At 39.6% G+C, this 18,127-nt stretch carries 19 protein-coding genes; 8 read left to right on the top strand and 11 right to left on the bottom strand.

Annotation, left to right across the window (positions count from 1 at the left end):
- Nucleotides 1-413 precede the first annotated feature (413 nt).
- Complete coding sequence (locus FHQ08_RS11315; RefSeq protein ID WP_230914498.1) at nt 414-1,361, top strand: AraC family transcriptional regulator; 948 nt, start codon at nt 414-416, stop codon at nt 1,359-1,361.
- Nucleotides 1,362-1,427: 66 nt separating this feature from the next.
- Here the strand turns inward: FHQ08_RS11315 and FHQ08_RS11320 are convergent, their stop codons facing one another.
- The 10 genes from FHQ08_RS11320 to FHQ08_RS11365 all read right to left on the bottom strand — a co-directional run bounded on the left by FHQ08_RS11320 (nt 1,428) and on the right by FHQ08_RS11365 (nt 11,090).
- Nucleotides 1,428-2,183, bottom strand: coding sequence for a glycosyltransferase family 2 protein (locus tag FHQ08_RS11320; RefSeq protein ID WP_230914499.1), 756 nt, complete (start codon nt 2,181-2,183; stop codon nt 1,428-1,430).
- An 18-nt stretch (nt 2,184-2,201) separates the two neighbouring features.
- Complete coding sequence (locus FHQ08_RS11325; RefSeq protein WP_230914500.1) at nt 2,202-2,900, bottom strand: YoaK family protein; 699 nt, start codon at nt 2,898-2,900, stop codon at nt 2,202-2,204.
- 277 nt (nt 2,901-3,177) lie between these two features.
- Nucleotides 3,178-4,296, bottom strand: a complete 1,119-nt coding sequence (phnW, locus tag FHQ08_RS11330; RefSeq protein ID WP_230914501.1) for a 2-aminoethylphosphonate--pyruvate transaminase — start codon at nt 4,294-4,296, stop codon at nt 3,178-3,180.
- Complete coding sequence (gene phnX / locus FHQ08_RS11335; protein ID WP_230914502.1) at nt 4,293-5,087, bottom strand: phosphonoacetaldehyde hydrolase; 795 nt, start codon at nt 5,085-5,087, stop codon at nt 4,293-4,295. The genes phnW and phnX overlap by 4 nt, the downstream gene beginning before the upstream one ends.
- Nucleotides 5,088-5,107: 20 nt before the next feature.
- On the bottom strand, nt 5,108-5,971 hold the full coding sequence (locus tag FHQ08_RS11340; RefSeq protein WP_230914503.1) for a PhnE/PtxC family ABC transporter permease: 864 nt from the start codon (nt 5,969-5,971) through the stop codon (nt 5,108-5,110).
- Nucleotides 5,968-6,786: an ABC transporter permease subunit gene (locus tag FHQ08_RS11345; protein WP_230914504.1), complete on the bottom strand. Its 819-nt coding sequence runs from the start codon at nt 6,784-6,786 to the stop codon at nt 5,968-5,970. Before FHQ08_RS11345 ends, FHQ08_RS11340 begins: the two co-directional genes overlap by 4 nt.
- Before the next feature lie 4 nt (nt 6,787-6,790).
- The gene (gene phnC, locus FHQ08_RS11350; RefSeq protein ID WP_230914505.1) at nt 6,791-7,531 is read right to left on the bottom strand and encodes a phosphonate ABC transporter ATP-binding protein; all 741 of its coding nucleotides are present in this window, start codon (nt 7,529-7,531) and stop codon (nt 6,791-6,793) included.
- A complete protein-coding gene (locus FHQ08_RS11355) occupies nt 7,531-8,571 on the bottom strand; it encodes a phosphate/phosphite/phosphonate ABC transporter substrate-binding protein (protein WP_230914506.1) in 1,041 nt (346 codons plus the stop codon). The genes phnC and FHQ08_RS11355 overlap by 1 nt, the downstream gene beginning before the upstream one ends.
- Nucleotides 8,572-8,816: 245 nt before the next feature.
- Nucleotides 8,817-10,079, bottom strand: a complete 1,263-nt coding sequence (locus FHQ08_RS11360) for an oligosaccharide MFS transporter (protein ID WP_230914507.1) — start codon at nt 10,077-10,079, stop codon at nt 8,817-8,819.
- Between the two features lie 45 nt (nt 10,080-10,124).
- Nucleotides 10,125-11,090, bottom strand: a complete 966-nt coding sequence (locus tag FHQ08_RS11365) for a glycoside hydrolase family 43 protein (RefSeq protein WP_230914508.1) — start codon at nt 11,088-11,090, stop codon at nt 10,125-10,127.
- Nucleotides 11,091-11,376: 286 nt separating this feature from the next.
- Here FHQ08_RS11365 and FHQ08_RS11370 point away from each other — a divergent pair, with 286 nt between their 5' ends.
- The 5 genes from FHQ08_RS11370 to FHQ08_RS11390 all read left to right on the top strand — a co-directional run bounded on the left by FHQ08_RS11370 (nt 11,377) and on the right by FHQ08_RS11390 (nt 14,304).
- Complete coding sequence (locus tag FHQ08_RS11370; RefSeq protein WP_230914509.1) at nt 11,377-12,267, top strand: ArsR/SmtB family transcription factor; 891 nt, start codon at nt 11,377-11,379, stop codon at nt 12,265-12,267.
- A gap of 27 nt (nt 12,268-12,294) precedes the next feature.
- Nucleotides 12,295-12,897, top strand: coding sequence for a hypothetical protein (locus FHQ08_RS11375; protein ID WP_230914510.1), 603 nt, complete (start codon nt 12,295-12,297; stop codon nt 12,895-12,897).
- A 194-nt stretch (nt 12,898-13,091) separates the two neighbouring features.
- On the top strand, nt 13,092-13,466 hold the full coding sequence (locus FHQ08_RS11380) for a hypothetical protein (RefSeq protein WP_230914511.1): 375 nt from the start codon (nt 13,092-13,094) through the stop codon (nt 13,464-13,466).
- A gap of 303 nt (nt 13,467-13,769) precedes the next feature.
- On the top strand, nt 13,770-14,048 hold the full coding sequence (locus FHQ08_RS11385) for a type II toxin-antitoxin system Phd/YefM family antitoxin (protein WP_230914512.1): 279 nt from the start codon (nt 13,770-13,772) through the stop codon (nt 14,046-14,048).
- Entirely contained in the window at nt 14,041-14,304 is a 264-nt protein-coding gene (locus tag FHQ08_RS11390; protein ID WP_230914513.1) for a Txe/YoeB family addiction module toxin, read from the top strand. Before FHQ08_RS11385 ends, FHQ08_RS11390 begins: the two co-directional genes overlap by 8 nt.
- Nucleotides 14,305-14,431: 127 nt before the next feature.
- Here the strand turns inward: FHQ08_RS11390 and FHQ08_RS11395 are convergent, their stop codons facing one another.
- Nucleotides 14,432-15,193: a DeoR/GlpR family DNA-binding transcription regulator gene (locus FHQ08_RS11395; protein ID WP_230914514.1), complete on the bottom strand. Its 762-nt coding sequence runs from the start codon at nt 15,191-15,193 to the stop codon at nt 14,432-14,434.
- Nucleotides 15,194-15,512: 319 nt separating this feature from the next.
- Here FHQ08_RS11395 and glpK point away from each other — a divergent pair, with 319 nt between their 5' ends.
- Complete coding sequence (gene glpK, locus FHQ08_RS11400; RefSeq protein ID WP_230914515.1) at nt 15,513-17,039, top strand: glycerol kinase GlpK; 1,527 nt, start codon at nt 15,513-15,515, stop codon at nt 17,037-17,039.
- 22 nt (nt 17,040-17,061) lie between these two features.
- Entirely contained in the window at nt 17,062-17,781 is a 720-nt protein-coding gene (locus FHQ08_RS11405) for an MIP/aquaporin family protein (RefSeq protein ID WP_230914516.1), read from the top strand.
- Nucleotides 17,782-18,127: the final 346 nt, after the last annotated feature.

The following is an 18,127-nucleotide window of genomic DNA, read 5'->3' on the forward strand; positions in this document are numbered from 1 at the left end:
GTAGATTGTTTGCGTAGCGATACCATATTCCTCGGCTAACGAATCGATCGAGTGACCAGATTGGTTGAGGTCAAGGATCATCTTCTTGAAATCTTCATCAAATGTTTTTCTCTTTTTGGTCATTTTGAACACGTCCCATTCTTAGTAGTTGGATTCTAACAAGCCGTGTCCATAAAATCATCCTAACATCATACTGCCTCTACTCTTGATTATTATTGTCGTGGATGCCGTATGCCTACTTTTTTACATGCTATGAATTAATCAAAAAGACTGAACCGGAATTTCTACGGTTCAGTCTTTTTGACAGCTACTAGAATTTACTTTTGTTCTATATCATGCGGCAGTGTATAATAAATATAATATAGATGAATAACTATTTCTAGATAGCTCTTGAACATGGAAAGGGTAATCGTATGTTAAAGATAACCTGTATTGACATCAAAGAACCGGTCCTGCATATCTCTTCAGGAAAATTTACAGCTGGCCCGCACTGGCAGCACAAACAAATGTACCATGATGGTAACTTTGAGATCATGCTCATCATCAGTGGTACGGTTTATCTACAAGTTGATGATCATTATTATGAACTCCATGAAGGCGATTGCCTGGCTTTACCGCCTTACCACCATTTACACGGCTTTAAGGATTCACCGGCAAACACGCAATACTATTGGTTTCACTTTTTCACAAAACCTAATGGGTTTGAAACACGTTCAATGGCTGAAAACCAATTAAAACAAGATCTGGGTGATTTATTTACTCAAAAGCAAATTGCCTTACCCGTTCAATTTAAAATCAACTTTATTGATAAAGCCTACATCATTGCTAATCAAATCTTAGACGTGGCTAAAAACAATTATTTCACTTCTTTATCCGTAGATTATTTTTTGACTACTCTACTGATACAACTCTCTTTTGATTATTATCAAACCTTAACTGATAAACCAACTTCAACTATGGAAGCGCGCATAGATGTGATCAAAAGTTGGATTCAAGCTAACCTCAGTGAAAATCTACGCGTCAATGATGTGGCGAACAACTTCGAACTCAATCCTCATTATTTGGTCAGAATCTTTAAGAGCCACACTCAGATGACCGTGATTCAATATATCAACGAACTCAAGTTAGATGCCGCCAAAAAGCTACTCTTAAAAACAAATTTACCAATCAAACAAGTGGCTAGTATGGCTTTTTATAGTGATGAAAAACAATTTATGAAAAATTTTAAAGCACATCTGAATCTAACCCCATCTGAATTCAGAAACGCTTACCAAAAAAAGTTCCTAGATAGCAGTAGTTTTGACCCCGAAAAACCCTTAACAAAAGAATATGTGAACTACGATGAAAGATTTCATCATTAGAGGAATATAAAAAGCACAATCAGAAATATTATTGAAATACTTCTGACTGTGCTTTTTACATATTCATTATGCTTGACTATTACGCGCAATCTCTGCCATCTGGGCAAATACTTCCGCTTCTTGACTCCGCATTTTATAAGTCCGTGAATGAATCGTACTACCTGGCCGATTGACTTTATGATATAAAACACGGTCATAATATACAAAATGTTCTCCGGCTGCCGCTGCTTCAGTGGTAAACAAATAATCTTCGGCAATTTGCAGGCGTGTATCAAAGCGGAGTTGGTGCTGGTTCAATAGCTCCCGCCTGAATGCTTTGTTCCAAATATAACCACCGACGGTACTACCATGTGTTTGAACTTCTTGTAGCATTCGTTGCTTGGTAATTGGTGTCCACTCGGCTGGTCGAATGCGGTTAAAACTTCCAAAACCAACGGGTGAGTGCCATGTATACCCAACGGCAGCAATATCAGCGTTATTTTCTACCAAACCTTGTGTCAAAAGACGAACATAATCCGTTTCTACGCGATCATCCCCGTCTACAAACGCAATCCCAATTCCCAAAGCCGCATCAATACCTGCATTTCGAGCAGCTGACGCGCCCATATGCTGAGGTAATTGAATCAATTGGAAATTGGAATATTTTTCTAGAAATTTTTCGGCAATCGCTACTGTATCATCAGTTGAAGCGTCATCAACTAGAATAACTCGGTAATCATCGGTATCCTGTTTTGCCAGACTTGTCAACGAATCAGCTAGATAGCCACTCAAATTGTAGATGGGTACAACGACATCTAATACATTGCTACTATCTTTAACCATTATGACCCCTCCCCACGTTTAATACTTACTTGGATGTGCTCTAAAATCTAATTGAGTTAAACCAAAAACAAACATCAAAATAATAGCTGCGCCAATAATTGTGCTACCCTGCCAAAATGGTAAAAGGATCGCTGCTGAGAATGCCCCAGCCGCAAAGCCGAAAACAATTAATAAACTATCTATTAACAACAAGCGATTTGTCGGACGAGTCTTAGGGACAAACAACCAACCTAACAAGGCTGCACCCACCGACTTGATATTGCCAGTGGTCATTGTTGTTGAAAAAGGATGCCCATTTAACTTGCGGAATGTTTGTACTTGAAAAGCTGCAAAAAGTGACAAGCCACTCGTCACTAATAAATTAGGTAACCATGGTGCTAATAAGCCAATTAATAATATTCCTAACAACTCAATTAAAACACTTAATTGCTGCCAAATAAAAACTTCCCGCTTATCAAAGTAATGTTCAATCAAATAAGCAAAACCAGCGCCCAAGGCAAAAAATAGAATGGGTACTAAGTAGTGAACTGTCGCCGTAAAACGTCCGGCTGCCAAATTAATGCCTAGCAAAATAACATTTCCTGATTGTAAACTAGCAAATACCTCGCCGCGAATCATGTACGTATACGCATCCATATAACCGCCCACAGCAGCTAGCAAAACGCCAATCAACAGTGTCTCATAAATTGGTTGATTTTTAATTGTTTGTTTCGCCAAATAACTCACTTCTGTTTCACTTAAATTACGATACTGCCGGTATTATATACAGCTCTAAACACAGAAGCAATTAAACTTACTCAGCATCACACTAAAAATATTACTAGATCTTAAGTAAATCTATGAGCGTAAGACCAAGCGCATTTCCTTTTGAAACACGTTTAAAAGTAAATTGTTCGTAACTAAAGAGAGGCCGAAAACAAAATATTATCTTTGCTTCGACCTCGTAACAATATTCATAACTTAGTTCAATAAATTGACATTATAAAATTACAGTTTACAACACAACCCGCGCTTGATTATAAGCTGCGATTGTATGTAATAACTTTTGGATATCCTCAGAATAGACTTCCCCAATATTGCCAATCCTAAATGTATCCAATTCTGTTAATTTCCCTGGATAAATCACGAAACCATGATGTTTCAGATACAGATAAAAATCATTAAAGTCAAAGTCTTCATTTGGATAATAGAAGGACGTGATAATTGGTGACTGAACTTTAGCATCAATAACAGGTAAGTAGCCAAGCGCATGCATCCCCATTGACAATAAACGTTGATTTTCACGATAGCGCTCATATCTTTCAGTAACGCCACCCTCTGCCCGCAATTCTCGGAGTGCTTCATGTAATGCATGCACAACGTGGGTAGGTGATGTAAAGCGCCACTTGCCCTCTTGCGCAGACATGACAACATATTGATCGTATAGATCCAAGGATAAAGTCCGTGCATTACCAGCTGTGGCAACTAATTTGTCTTTATCAGCAATCACAAAAGTCACACCTGGTACACCTTGCAAGCATTTATTAGCACTACTAATTAAGAAATCAATCTTAGTCGCCGCAAAGTCGATAGGAATCCCACCAAAACTACTCATGGCATCAACAATTGTCACAATATCCTGATCTGCCACCCAAGGTACAATTGTCTCGATTGGATTGAGAATCCCGGTCGTGGTCTCACAATGAACCATCGCAAAATGGGTAATATCTGGATTTTCTTGAATAATTACTTGAATTTTTTCTAGCTTAGGTATTTCTGTCGATTTGGTTAAATAATCAACATGTTCGATGCCATAACAATCAGCCATTTCGGCCATGCGCTTGCCATAAGCACCATTCGCAACAATTAGTAGCTTACCTTCTTTAGGAATAACTGAACTAATCACAGATTCCACACCATAGGATCCACTACCTTGTAACAAAACGGCGACATACTTTTCATCCAAATCAGCTACATTTAAAATGCCCTGCTGCACCTCTCGCGTGACTTTTTTGTAGTCTTCATCCCAAGTACAATAATCAATCAGCATGGCTTGCTTAACGGCATCACTCGTTGATAGTGGTCCCGGTGTCAATAACAAATAAGGTTGCTTAACAGATTGAATAGCTTTCAATTGGTTAGAACCTCCTGTTTGTCTAAAACGTCAATCAGCATCGGTAATTCATAAAGATTATTGATCACATAGTTTGCACCAGCTGCATTAAACTGTTCTCGTAAGTTCTGACGCAACGATTCTTTTTGATGTTCTGATGATGACTCAAATTCAATTTTTGATAGCCCCATTAAACTGCTGCCTTCGATGACAGCAACAGTAGTTACGCCAGCAGCTTGACCTTCTGCGACGTCCATGATTGTATCGCCAACTTTAATCAGTGTTTTGGGATCTGATAGTTTTAGCAGTGCCATATTGCGTTCAATCATATCTGGTGCTGGTCGGCCATGGCCGTTGACATCTTCTGGGCAAACGATGGCATCCGGCACATACCCATGCTTTGCGACGTGCGGTAAAATTTGTTCAATGGTTTCCCGCGTATAACCGGTGGTCGTACCTACTTGAATCTCACTTTCTCGGAGATATTTAAGACAACTACGTAAGCCAGGTTTAAACGCCGTAAATTCTGTAATACTCTTAGCAAGCAATTCTTGAAAATCTTGATACACTGAAAATTCATCTGATTCCAAAGGCAAGTGCCCGTACCGTTTCTGCCAGTTTCTTTGAACCTCTAGTTGGTTAAAAATTTTATGAATGTGATCGCGTTTGGCAATCCCCATATCCTGACGAATTTCCGAATTAGTCAAAACAATATCTGCGGCCGCAAAAGCTTTTCTAAAAGCTGTAACTGGTGCTTGGCTACCGTAATCAATGGTTGTGCCAGCCCAATCAAAAATAACCCCTTTGATCATATCTATTCACTTGCTCCCTTTTATCTTTGAGTCGTGTCTATAAACTGTTTACGAATTTGAACGGCAATAATTTCTAAAATGATTGCTGTTATCAAAATTAAGTAAACAATTGTCCCTACTTCATGGAAATCAAAGTCAAAGGCACTGCTGACAAATAATTGATAACCGATACCTCCAGCACCGGCAGCTGCACCAATGGCAACAGCGTTGGCAAAGTTGATCTCTAACCGAATAAATGACCAGGAAATCAAGGCAGGTTTGATACTTGGAATCACCCCTTGGCAGACCGTAGCCCAAAAACCGACCCCAGAAGCCTTAAATGATTCCAGTCTATCCGTGCCTAAAGCTTCAATACTATCTGAGTAGGCCTTCCCTAAATAAGCAATACTATGCAAGCTTAATCCCAGAACAGCTGCATTTATCCCTAAACCACAAACGATAGAGAAGACAAGGACCCACAAAATCGTGGGCACTGCCCGGATAAAAGCCATGACACTTCGAGCAATTAGTGTATAGCGCCGATCCAGTAAATTCGTTGCTGATAGAACGGCAAAAATGAAGCCAAAAAACACACCGATAAAAGTTGTTAAAATACTTAAACCTAATGTCAGTAACAAGCTATTACTGAGTCCCTGCAATAAATTTACTGATACTTTGGGCTGTAAAAACATGTATTTCAAATTAACTAAAAATTCACTGGTGGCCTTGATTAGAGAAACGCTGCCTCGATCCATTGTCATGAAACTAAGTAACGTCAACCCTGCCAAAACGCCAAGAACAACCTTCATAGCATTCAAGCGATGAATTTTTATTTTTTGTTGTTTGGGTTTCGTCGTCTCAGTCGTTAATGAAACATTTGTTTGGTCACTTGGTTCAATAATCATGCAATCACCCGCCTTAACTGTGCTGAAATATTTTCCAGAGCAATAACGACAACAATGATACATAGAACTGTAATCCCTGCTAAGTCATAGCGTAAGCTCTTGAAATAAGAGTCAAAGACAAAACCGATACCTGTCCCAGTGAGGATACCGACCAACGTTGCATCACGAATATTATTCTCAATCATGTACAAGATCCAGCTTACAAATTGTGGCATCACTGTCGGCAACACACCCCGACAAAGAATCACCAGTCCCCCAGCACCAGTAACTTGTAACGCCTCGGCAATTTGACTAGACTCATCTTCCATAATCTCCAGAAAAGCACGTAGTAGAAAACCCAAACTCATGAGAAATAGGGCTAAAAAACCTGTTAAATCATTTTGCTTGAATGTGAATAACAACAGCATAGACCAAGCAACTAGCGGAATATTCCGTAAAAAGCTGGCAATTAAGCGGACAACCCGTTTAACCCCAAGATAATGGGGCATTACTGGAGCACAAAAGCTGACTAGCCCAATGGCAAAGATGGCCGCAATAAATGCTGAGGAAATCGCCAATCCAATCGTCGCCAACAATTTACTTAGAATATCTGGTAAAGTCTGCATTGTCTGTGCATGAGGGACAAAATTAATAAATAACCAACTGAAACTCTTAGGAATAGCCCAGATACCAATCGTATTGCTAAAATGCAATAACCAACTTAAAGCAAGGTAACTGCCGCCTACTACTAATAATGTCCAGAATTGTTTGTGCCGTTTCTGGCGTAACTGCGTCTGTAAATCTTGGTAATTCAAGCCATTTTCAAGTGATTTCATGAAGCTAAGACTCCTTGTCATACAGTGCTTGTAACATAGCTTTATCCACTTGTGATTTAGGTTCATTGATTTGAACAGCACCAGCTTTGATTCCGATAATTTGATCTGCATAATCCAAAGCTAAATCCACTTGGTGCAAATTAACAATGCAAGTGATCCCTTTTTCTACCGTTAATTTTTTCAACAAATCCAAGACCATCACTGATGAAGCCGGATCTAATGAAGCTACCGGTTCATCACAGAGAATAATTTGCGGATGCTGCATTAGAGCCCGAGCAATCCCAACACGTTGCTTCTGACCGCCACTTAAGTCACTACAATTTTTCAGTTCAAAGCCTTGCAGGTCGACTTCTTGCAGCAAGCGTAGCGCCTCTTGTTTCTCAGTCTGAGAAAACACACCGAACATGCCTTGCCATAAGTTCTTTTGGCCCAAACGCCCATGCAATACATTTTCAATTACCGTTAAGCGCTCAACTAAATTGTAATTTTGGAAGATCATCCCAATTCTCTGCCGTTTTTGGCGTAATTGCTGCTTATTCAAAACGCGTAAATTTTGATCTTCAAAATCGATTTCGCCACTATCACTAGTGATTAATTGATTAATGCTGCGCAACAAAGTCGTTTTCCCGGCACCCGAAGGCCCTAAAATCACGACAAACTGACCCTTCCCAATCGAAACATTAATATCTTTTAAAGCCGGTCGCCCAGCTTTATAAGTTTTATTCAAGTGCTTGATTTCTAACATTATTTACCCACCAATTTATGTGTTGGCGCATACCAGCTATCACTAATTGGTAATAAGTGGGTATCAGCGCCAGTCTTTTGGAATAGTGACGTTGTCTTGGAACCAGGTGTTGTGAATAGTTTCTTATCTTCAGCAAACTCTTTAGACGTTAAAGCCTTTTGAATCTTGTCACGATCAGATTTAGCCAACGCTTTATCATTGACAACCAATGGCCCGTTTTGAACTGGAGAAACTTCAATAGCTACGGCTGTTTTGCCATGTAAGTCTTGGAATGGTGCTTTAGCATCATCTTTAACAGTAAATTCTGAACCGGCTTTGTCATAGCTGCCAGAAGTTAATTTTAAGTAGGGGTATAAATCGATATCATCAAAAGCAGCCACATCTGCATCACCTTTAAGTAAATTTACAGCTGAACCTGGATGAGTATTGCCATAAATTACTTTGCTAAAGAACTTGCCTGAGTTGCTTAAAGTATCTTTATCCTTAACTTTGAATTCACGTTGAATGGCATCCGTTGGTACAGCAAAGCCAGAAGTTGAACTTTGCGAAACAAAGGAAATTTTCTTGCCTTTTACGTCTTTCAAGCTATATTGATCACCATCTTTGTAGGCATCAGCTTTAGCCTTAGGTACCATTAAGTAAGAACGATAGCTTGCCCCTTCTAAGGTACCTTTAGGCCCTGAAAGTACAACTAATGGATTCACTTTTTTATTTAGACTGCGCGCCTGAATGTAGCCATCAGCGCCCATAAATGCTAATTGCGCTTTTCCAGAAGCAATTGCTTCAATGGCGACGTTATAATCAGTTGTTTTTTGCATAACGACTTTCTTATGAGTAGCATCTTCAATTTTCTTCTGTAGTTCTGCACGGGAATCATCAAAATCTTTAGCTGATTCATTTGGATAAAAAACCATTGTGATCTTATCTTTATCGCCTGAACCGCTATTGTCAGCACCTTGTGCTTGTTTTGAACAAGCAGACACCCCAACTGCCAATGTCACACCTAATGCTAATAACAATAATTTTGAAGTTTTTTTCATCTCTATCTCGCTCCGATAAGTCATATTTTTAGAACACATTCAATATATCAATTGAATGTAAGGATAAGATTGAATTTATGTAAAAACCATGTAAACGGGTGGATAAAAAATAGTCCTCACGTCGGCAAGTCATTTCTTTCGGCTAGAAATAACACGTGAAGGCTGGAAAAGTATGAAATTTAGTTTTCTGAATTGTTAGTTAAAGCATCACTTCCTCATAGCTAAAAAATAGATAATGAATCAATTTAAACTGTCTTTTCTTCAATTTCACCAGCTTGAATCGGATCTTCCTTTTTCAAAGTGAAAGCTGCAAAAATTGTAACAAGCGCAACAATACCACCAAGAATCAAATAAGTATGCTGGAAACCGATCGTATCATATAAGTGACCGGCGACTGAAGAGAAAATAAAGACGGAAATCTGTTTGGCAAAATTAGCTGCTAATGCATATATTGTCGCGTACAAACGCACGTCGAACGCCCCTGTAATATATTTCATAATAGAAACTAGAACAAGGGGCATTTCAAAGCCAGCTAATAATCGTAGAATAATAACAATCGTCAAGTTAGGTGACAAGGCACTACCAATGATCCGCAGAGCCAAAATACAGCCATAGGCAATCAAACCGTTACGAGAGCCTATTTTATTAATGATCCAAGGCATTGGGAACATCAGTAGAAATTCTAAGCCAATTTGCGCGGTTGTCATATAACTGTACACCGTCGTACCAGCAGCACCAGAAGCAAAGAAATATTTAAAGAAAATAATGAATTGTTGGTCGAAAACGTCATAAATTGCTGAAGCACCTACGAAGAAAATCGACAAATACCAGAAATTCTTTAATTTGAAAATTGAAACAACCTGTTTCATATCCAAAGAATTAGATGTGCCGCCAGCGGCATCGGCATTTTCTAGATGGATCTTATCACTAAATAATAATAGACCTAGTAAAATCGTTGCTGAAACAGAACATGCCCAAAATATTGAGTTAGGATTCATCAAGAACAATTTGCCGCCTAAAAACGAAGCAATCATACCAGCTAATGAACCGCCCATCCGTGAATGACCATATTCAAAGCCATTGGCAAGACTGGCACGTTGTACGTACTGCTCGATAACTGAGACACCACCGTTGAAGATAAAACACAAGAATACCCCGGTAACAATCGCAACTAACATAGAATTAATGTGCATTAACGGTAAAAATACCCATTGAAAATACGGTCCAATTAACATTGCTGCAACGGCAATTGTCAAAATGAGATTTTTCTTGAATAATAGCTTATCAGAAATAACCCCAAAAGCGGGTTGGAATAAAAGTGAAAGACCGGCCATTGCTGAAAAAACGATTCCTGCTTGGGCACCGTTCATATGTCCAACCTGTTCCATCCATAAAGTTAAGTAGCCAAAAATAATTTGCCACATGAAGAAATAGGTAAAATGAGTCATTGGAAAGCCCCAAAAGTCCTTCTTCTTTTTATTAGTCGAACTGTTACTATTGTTTGCCATTTTTAAAGTACCTCCAATGTACTTTGCAACTTTGCTTATTGCTTACTATTTATAGTTATAAGGTTCAGGTTTGCCAAAGTTTGGCGTCCCATCTTCATGCCAAGTGAAAGCTTGAACCTTTGTATGCCGATTAGGATCGTACAAAGGATCCCCCTTGATATCGGTATAATTGCGACAATGATAGACCATCAAATCTGTCTGCCCATCTTCGGCAACCGTAAAGGAGTTATGTCCCGGACCATATTGATGTGTTACTAAATCACTTTTGAACACGGGCTCTTTTGACTTATGCCAATTACTAGCGTTCAATAAGTCCACGTCATCGGCAATTGTCAGCATGCCCATGGCGTAATGCTCATCAGTGGCACTAGCAGAATAAGTTAGAAAATAGCGGCCATTGCGGTGAATAACAGCTGGGCCTTCATTGACCCAAAAGCCAATCGTCTCCCAATCATATTCTGGTTTAGAAATCATGACTGGCGTTGTTTTAAGTGTCCAGGGATTGCTCATCTCAGCAATATAAAGATTTGAATTACCTTTGATTTGTGGATCCTTTTGGGCCCAAACATAGTACAGTTTGTCATTAGCTTCAAAAACAGTGGCATCTAGTGAAAAGGAATCAATCGGTGTTTTAACTTGGCCCTTTTCCTGCCAATTTTCTTCACTAGCCATGGGATCGGCAGCATCACATTCAATGCAAAACATCCGATGTTGAAACATGCCGTTCTGATCAAATTCAGTTGTTTCTGCTGCCGCAAAATAAATAAACCATTTATGATCAATATAATGTAGTTCCGGTGCCCAGATCAGTTGACTCATTGGCCCTTGATCATGCTTACGCCAAATCGTTCTTGGTGCTGCATGAGCTAAACCTTCTAAAGTTTTAGCTCTTCTAATTTCGATTAAGTTATAAGCGGGTACTGAAGCCGTAAAGTAATAATAGCCATGGGTATGTTTATAAATATAGGGATCTGCCCGTTGAATAATTAATGGACTAGTATATTGAACCATGAGAATACTCCTTTACTAAACTAAATTTACGTATACGCTTTCTTACTTATGCACAAATTCATCATAAGTTGACAAAAAAGCGATTACAATAATGCTTGTTAAATTTAAAGCCAAATTTGCGTAAGATTCATGTATTTGCTAATCTTATTTTGCATTCAATCAGTTTTACGGTGAAAGATTTATATATTTCTAAACTAACATTGAAAGCCCTTACCAAAAGCTAAACATTGATTCATTTATCTTTTAATTCTCGTTATAATTAACTTAGTCATAGGAGTTGAGACACTTGGAATTAGAAATCTCAAAAGATTCACTTGTTGTTTATAAAGCACTATCCAGTGAAGTTCGACTTCAGATCATTCAGTTATTGACGCATCAAAAAATGAGTATTCAAGAATTAGCCCAACATTTAAATCTAAGCAACGCCATTGTTTTGATGCACTTAAATAAACTCGAAGCAGCTGGTATCATTGGCTTTGAACGCAGTGGTCACAAAAAACTATCCTACTTAAAAGTCGATAATATCAATATTCACTTTCCCCAGACGATCTACCCGGCTTTTGCCATGTATACGGTAGAGATTTCAGTAGGTCAGTTTACAGATTATTCAGTCACACCTTCTTGTGGTTTAGCTGGTCAAAATGATTATATTGGCAAAGTCGATAATCCCCAGTACTTCATGAGTCCTGATCGTGTCAAAGCGGGGATGATCTGGTGGATAGATGGCTATGTTGAATATCAATTCCCAAACTATCTGGAAACAGATGATAAACTGGAAATGCTAGATTTATCAATGGAATTAGGCTCTGAATTTCCTTTTTCCAACAATGTTTGGCCATCTGACATTACCATTTCAATCAATCAAACTGAAATTGGTACTTGGACCAGCCCGGGTGACTTTTCCGATATTCGCGGTAAATACACACTTGATTGGGTGCCAGATAACGTCAATCAATATGGGTTATTAAAGATTTTACGCGTGACCAATCATGGTAGTTACTTAGATGGCCAACCTTTTACAGATGTTTCAATTGACACTATTGATTGGCATGAACCTACTTTCACCGTGCGTTTTGAGGTGAAAAAAGATGCCCGTCATCGTGGTGGCTGCACCATATTTGGCCATAATTTCGGCAACTATAATCAAGATATTCAAATGAAATTATTCCACAGTTGAACCCACATTTAATAAGGTGGTTATATGATGAATCCTTCTGAAAAAAAGCGGGAATTTTTATTGAGTTTCTTAGATACACAAGCCAACCAAGTAAACTTAAAGACAATTCGACGATTAATTGAATTTGGTAAGAATAATTACTACACTGTCCCAGAAATCCTCACAGAATTGGTATCTATGGATCAAAAACACGAAAAAATTTTGACGATAACTTTGATTGTTGACTATATTGGCGGCGCAAAGCTATTTAATAATGATGCGACACACTGGCTTACTGCGTCTGGAAAGGCTTATTTACAGCGACTAAAGGCTGAAGAGGCACACCAGCATCAGCAATCTTTACCAGAACAATTTGTAAGCGCTGTTAATTATGATGCCCATATCTACGAGCAACTATTAACGCAACTTATGCAGTTCAAAAATGACCTCCCCACTGAAAAGGATCGCGTTTTATTACAGGAGCTGGCCTTAGACTTAAGACATTTATTGACAGGTAGTAAAACTTTAGAACGGGGCAGTCTAAGTAAGTTTAAGCATTTTATTAATCTTAACTGGGATAAGTTTTCTCCCTATTTGGAACCGATTTTACTCGAATTTGCTCGTGTGCTATTGTTTGAAGAAAATGCTTGAGATATGGCTTAGGTCTTTTAAGCATTGTTTAAGTCACAAGCAGTTTTGAGGTTAATTTATGCCTAAATAAAATAACTAAATACCGTAATCTATTTTATTGATTTTCATCTTGAAACCAGCTATTATTTAGTTATAAAATAACAGTTTAATTTCATATAGTTGCGGCTTACATGTTGAGAAATGAGGGCCTTATCATGACCTTAAGAGAGCGTTTGTCCAACTACTTGAGTAGTGAAACTTTTGTCATTGCTTTTGCCCTTGGTATCACTCTATTCTTCGTAGTTCCCACGGCTTTTAAGTTACAGTCCAAAATTCCTTTGCCCATCTTGATTCTTTCAGTTTTCGTAGCAACCCCCATTATCAAATGGCTTTTTACCCAACTTGGCAGTCGGTTCACTTCCGAAGCAGTTCTTATCCACATTGGCATAGGTCTTGTGATTGTGGCCTTTCTGGTCTGCTTTATCTTTGCACCAAATAAGTTTGGTCCGTTTTGCGCCATTTTAGGCTACGTGGTTGCAGCGCATAAAGAGTTAATAGCTTGGATTACTAAGCGGTATAGAAAAAAATAATTTAATGGAGCTATCAAAAGAGCGATACTGAGACAAAACAAAAATTTTGTTCCAGTATCGCTCTTTTTAAGGAAAGCTAGTTCATAGTAGGACGCTCGCTCTAACTTGATTGATATATTCTTTGGAGAATTACGAAAAATGGTACGCTTTCATTTAAGTCATTTGTCATTAGGTGAGGTCGCTATCTTTTGAAACACGCTTATTTTATATTCTTATATATCAAATATTGTACAGATATTTATAATTAATGTACAATATAGCGTACAAGGACTACTGACAAAAACGAGAAAGGTAGCGATCAATATGGATGCAGTTGGCATCTCAAATTTTCGAAAAAATTTAAAAGACTATGTACAAAAAGTTAATGATGATTCAACTCCTTTAATTGTTACCAACCGCAACCCTGAAGATAACGTTGTTGTTATGAGCAAAAGAGATTACGATTCCATGCAGGAAACAATGGCAGTTCTATCTAATATGTATTTGATGAATAAAATTCATCGTGGCGATGAACAATTCGCTGCCGGAAAAGGACAAATCCACGAACTAATCGAGGATCAAGAGGACCCAAGGCATGATTAAAGCGTGGAGTGACGACGCTTGGAACGATTATATGTACTGGCAAAATATCGGTAATAAGCGCAACGTTAGAATGATTAATCGCTTGATCAAAGCCATTGACCGAGACCCATTTAATGGCATTGGTTTACCCGAACCACTAAAGTACGACTTATCAGGTAAGTGGTCCCGCCACATTACCCATGAACATCGTTTAGTTTATGGTATTGATAAAACGACAATCTACATCTATTCATGTCGCGATCATTACACAAGTTAAAGTAAGCACACTAAAATCTTCTAGATTTAAAATGTATTTTTTCGGTCACTATAAACTTAAGTAGTTCTAAAAAAAGCATTCGAATGGACAACCACATTATTCGAATGTTTTTTATGTTTCGTTCTTTTCATTCACCGCCAACGGTATTCACATTGATCACACCTTGATATCGGCGCAATTGATCACTGGTCACGCGATCTGTAAATAGACGCTGCATCGCTTTCAATTCAAAGAAAGGAAAATAAGCTGCTTGATCTAATTTACTATGATCAGCAATGACCCACCTTTCCTTAGCATTTTTCAGGGCAAGACTTTGAGCCCGACCTTCTTCAACAATGATATCGGAAATAGCAGCCGTCGTGACCCCATCCGCACTCACGATTGCCAAATCAAAATTCAAGCGTTCTAAAATCGTATCTGTAACGCCGCCAATCAAGACACCAGATTTAGGTCGTAAGCGCCCGCCAGACAAAGTCACCTCATAATCAGGGTGCGCATTGGCAATGCGGCTAAAAGCAGTCAGACTATTGGTCGTGATACGTAAGAAATGTTGGGTCAAATAGTCACTGAGTAAAGCTACCGTACTGCCTGTGCCTAAATAGATCACTGAACCTTCAGGAATCAATGGGGCCACCAATTTAGCAATAGCTTTTTTAGCATCGAGATTTAACACACTTTTTTCATTGATCGTACGTTCAGCGAGAAATTTCTCTACGAGTTCAGCGCCGCCTCGAAGCAAGCGTACCTCATTGCGCTCCACCATTTTAGCTAAGTCTCGGCGAATCGTCATCGTCGAAACATTCAGGCGCTCTGCTAAATCATTGATCGTTGTAAAGCCTTGCTGTTCAATGATTTCTTTAATTTGAATTAAACGTTGTGTCTGACTCATAGCTTGTTCCCATCCTTTTTCTATCCATTCATTATTTTACGGTTCGGACACGTTCTGAGCAACTATAAGAAAAGCGTCACAATCAACCGCAAACCGAAAATTTTTAAAATTTAATCTTTCTAATCAGCTAATTTAAAATAACAAATTAAACGCTTACATTTATCGTTCTGAAACATTTGTTTTTCTAATTTTGTAGGTGTTTGTGCCTTGTGTAATCGTTAATTTATGTGATATCAGTTAACATTTTAACACTTTTCAGGTATACTTTCGTCATGAATGGTAACGCTTTCTAAAAATAACAATGATGGGAGTTCACATTATGGATCAAGCAAAATATATTTTAGCAATCGATGAGGGCACAACGAGTACCCGAGCAATCATTTTTGACCATCAGGGTAATAAAGTTACCGACTCACAGCGAGAATTCACACAATATTTCCCACATCCCGGTTGGGTCGAACATAATCCTAACGAAATCTGGAATGCGGCTTTATCAACGATCGCCAATGCATTTATTGAATCAGGTATCAAACCTGACCAGATTCAAGGTATCGGGATCACTAATCAGCGGGAAACAACGGTCGTTTGGGATAAGAAAACCGGCCTACCCATTTACAATGCCGTCGTTTGGCAATCACGGCAATCTTCTGAAATTGCCGACCAATTGAGTGCAGATGGTCATGCTGATCTGATCCACGACAAAACTGGGCTGATCATTGACGCCTACTTCTCAGCTACTAAAATTCGCTGGATTTTAGACCATGTGCCTGGTGCTCAGGAAAGAGCTGAAAAAGGTGACTTGCTTTTCGGAACGATCGACACTTGGCTCGTTTGGAAACTGACTGGTGGCGCGGTCCACGTGACTGATTATTCCAATGCTAGTCGGACGATGCTATACAATATTCATGATTTAAAATGGGACGATGATATTCTGAAATTATTGAATATTCCTAAAATCATGCTGCCAGAAGTCCGTTCTAATTCAGAAATTTATGGCTACACCAAAGACTACCACTTCTATGGCAGTGAAGTGCCAATTTCAGGTATGGCCGGTGATCAGCAAGCCGCCCTGTTTGGACAAATGGCTTTTGAACCAGGTATGGTAAAAAATACCTACGGGACAGGTTCTTTCATTGTCATGAACACCGGTGAAAAGCCACAATTATCGGCTAATAATCTTCTGACGACGATTGGCTACGGCATCAACGGTAAAGTCTATTATGCCCTAGAAGGTAGCATTTTCGTTGCTGGTTCTGCCATTCAATGGTTACGTGATGGGATGCGGTTGGTACAAAGTGCCCCCGACTCCGAAAAAGCTGCCGTGGCTTCACAAAATAATAATGAAGTCTATGTTGTGCCTGCTTTCACTGGGCTTGGTGCACCTTATTGGGATGCGGATGCGCGAGGCTCTGTTTTCGGCTTGACGCGTGGCACGACTCAAGAAGATTTCATCAAGGCCACTTTACAGGCAATCGCTTATCAGACCAAAGATGTGGTGGATACGATGCAACTAGATACTGGAATTGAAATTCCACTGCTCAAAGTTGATGGTGGTGCCGCCCGTAACGACTTTTTGATGCAATTCCAGGCAGACATTCTGAATATCCCGATCCAGCGCGCACATGATTTAGAAACAACTGCATTAGGTGCTGCCTTCCTAGCTGGCTTGGCAGTCGGTTATTGGCAGGATATTGATGAAATCAAAGCTGACTACGCGACTGGTCTAGAATTTCAACCTAAGATGCCCGAAGTTCAGCAGCAAAATCTATATGCTGGCTGGCAAGCGGCAGTGGCAGCAACAAAAGCATTCAAACACGTACCCTACAAAGCTGAGACGACTGAATAAGGGTTAAAATGGAGGTCTATTTATGGATACAAGCTTAACGTTACAACTCTGGGGCGAATTTATCGGGACAGCCATCTTGGTTTTACTCGGGGATGGCGTCGTCGCCGGGGTCACGCTTAAAAAATCTAAAGCCGAAGGTGCTGGCTGGTTAGCGATCGCCATTGCTTGGGGGTTGGCTGTGACGATTGCGGTTTATGCAGTAGCTTATCTCAGCCCTGCGCATTTGAATCCAGCAGTGACTTTAGGCATGGCCATTGCTGGTAAATTTCCTTGGGCTTACGTGCTACCCTATATGTTGGTCCAAATTGCTGGCGGGGTTGTCGGTGCTGCCTTGGTTTGGCTTCATTACTATCCTCACTGGCAAGAAACTAAAGATCAAGCAGCTATTTTAGGCATTTTTGCCACTGGTCCAGCGATTCGGCGACCGTTCTTCAATTTCATCAGTGAATTTATTGGTACAATTGTTCTAGTCTTTGGTCTGTTAGCCTTTACCCGCGGCAAATTCACTGATGGCTTAAATCCATTAGTTGTCGGTAGTTTGATTGTTGCGATTGGTTTCTCCCTTGGTGGCACCACTGGTTACGCCATCAATCCGGCTCGAGACTTAGGCCCACGAATCGCCCACGCTATCTTACCCATTGCCAATAAAGGCACCTCTGATTGGGGCTACAGTTGGGTCCCAATTCTTGGACCGCTAGCCGGTGGCGTTGTAGCCGCCTTATTGTTTAACCTGATCCCATAATCAAAGCGTGACAAAGGGTGGTCAGCTTCGGAGCGCGTTTAATCAGAGCGTGAATACCATCGGGTAACTTTTGAGCACCAACCTAGACTGGCGCTGAGGGTGGTTTCCCCTCAAGGCAGTTGTAGTTGGGTGAAAAAGTTGATGGTATGAACGCGTTTAGAGCGTGACAAAGGATGGTAGCTTCAGCTAATATAAAAAATGAGTTTCTCAATGGCTAGTATGGAACTACTCCGTGTCAAGTAGACAACTTAAATAATTAAAATGCTTATGCACTTTTCTTAACGGCATGGCACCCATATTCGTTGGGGGTCATGCCGTTAAGTGTTTCTTGGCGACGTTTGTTGTT

The organism is Agrilactobacillus fermenti, from assembly GCF_021030645.1.
Lineage (GTDB): Bacteria > Bacillota > Bacilli > Lactobacillales > Lactobacillaceae > Agrilactobacillus > Agrilactobacillus fermenti.

What these genes read in the sequence shown, in the direction of transcription:
- FHQ08_RS11380 (WP_230914511.1), top strand. Translation starts at nt 13,092, where the DNA reads ATGACCTTAAGAGAGCGTTTGTCCAACTACTTGAGTAGTGAAACTTTT.
- FHQ08_RS11405 (WP_230914516.1), top strand. Translation starts at nt 17,062, where the DNA reads ATGGATACAAGCTTAACGTTACAACTCTGGGGCGAATTTATCGGGACA.
- FHQ08_RS11375 (WP_230914510.1), top strand. Translation starts at nt 12,295, where the DNA reads ATGAATCCTTCTGAAAAAAAGCGGGAATTTTTATTGAGTTTCTTAGAT.
- FHQ08_RS11320 (WP_230914499.1), bottom strand. Translation starts at nt 2,183, where the DNA reads ATGGTTAAAGATAGTAGCAATGTATTAGATGTCGTTGTACCCATCTAC.
- FHQ08_RS11315 (WP_230914498.1), top strand. Translation starts at nt 414, where the DNA reads ATGTTAAAGATAACCTGTATTGACATCAAAGAACCGGTCCTGCATATC.
- FHQ08_RS11340 (WP_230914503.1), bottom strand. Translation starts at nt 5,971, where the DNA reads ATGATTATTGAACCAAGTGACCAAACAAATGTTTCATTAACGACTGAG.
- FHQ08_RS11355 (WP_230914506.1), bottom strand. Translation starts at nt 8,571, where the DNA reads ATGAAAAAAACTTCAAAATTATTGTTATTAGCATTAGGTGTGACATTG.
- glpK (WP_230914515.1), top strand. Translation starts at nt 15,513, where the DNA reads ATGGATCAAGCAAAATATATTTTAGCAATCGATGAGGGCACAACGAGT.
- FHQ08_RS11390 (WP_230914513.1), top strand. Translation starts at nt 14,041, where the DNA reads ATGATTAAAGCGTGGAGTGACGACGCTTGGAACGATTATATGTACTGG.
- FHQ08_RS11395 (WP_230914514.1), bottom strand. Translation starts at nt 15,193, where the DNA reads ATGAGTCAGACACAACGTTTAATTCAAATTAAAGAAATCATTGAACAG.
- FHQ08_RS11360 (WP_230914507.1), bottom strand. Translation starts at nt 10,079, where the DNA reads ATGGCAAACAATAGTAACAGTTCGACTAATAAAAAGAAGAAGGACTTT.
- FHQ08_RS11365 (WP_230914508.1), bottom strand. Translation starts at nt 11,090, where the DNA reads ATGGTTCAATATACTAGTCCATTAATTATTCAACGGGCAGATCCCTAT.
- phnX (WP_230914502.1), bottom strand. Translation starts at nt 5,087, where the DNA reads ATGATCAAAGGGGTTATTTTTGATTGGGCTGGCACAACCATTGATTAC.
- phnC (WP_230914505.1), bottom strand. Translation starts at nt 7,531, where the DNA reads ATGTTAGAAATCAAGCACTTGAATAAAACTTATAAAGCTGGGCGACCG.
- FHQ08_RS11345 (WP_230914504.1), bottom strand. Translation starts at nt 6,786, where the DNA reads ATGAAATCACTTGAAAATGGCTTGAATTACCAAGATTTACAGACGCAG.
- FHQ08_RS11385 (WP_230914512.1), top strand. Translation starts at nt 13,770, where the DNA reads ATGGATGCAGTTGGCATCTCAAATTTTCGAAAAAATTTAAAAGACTAT.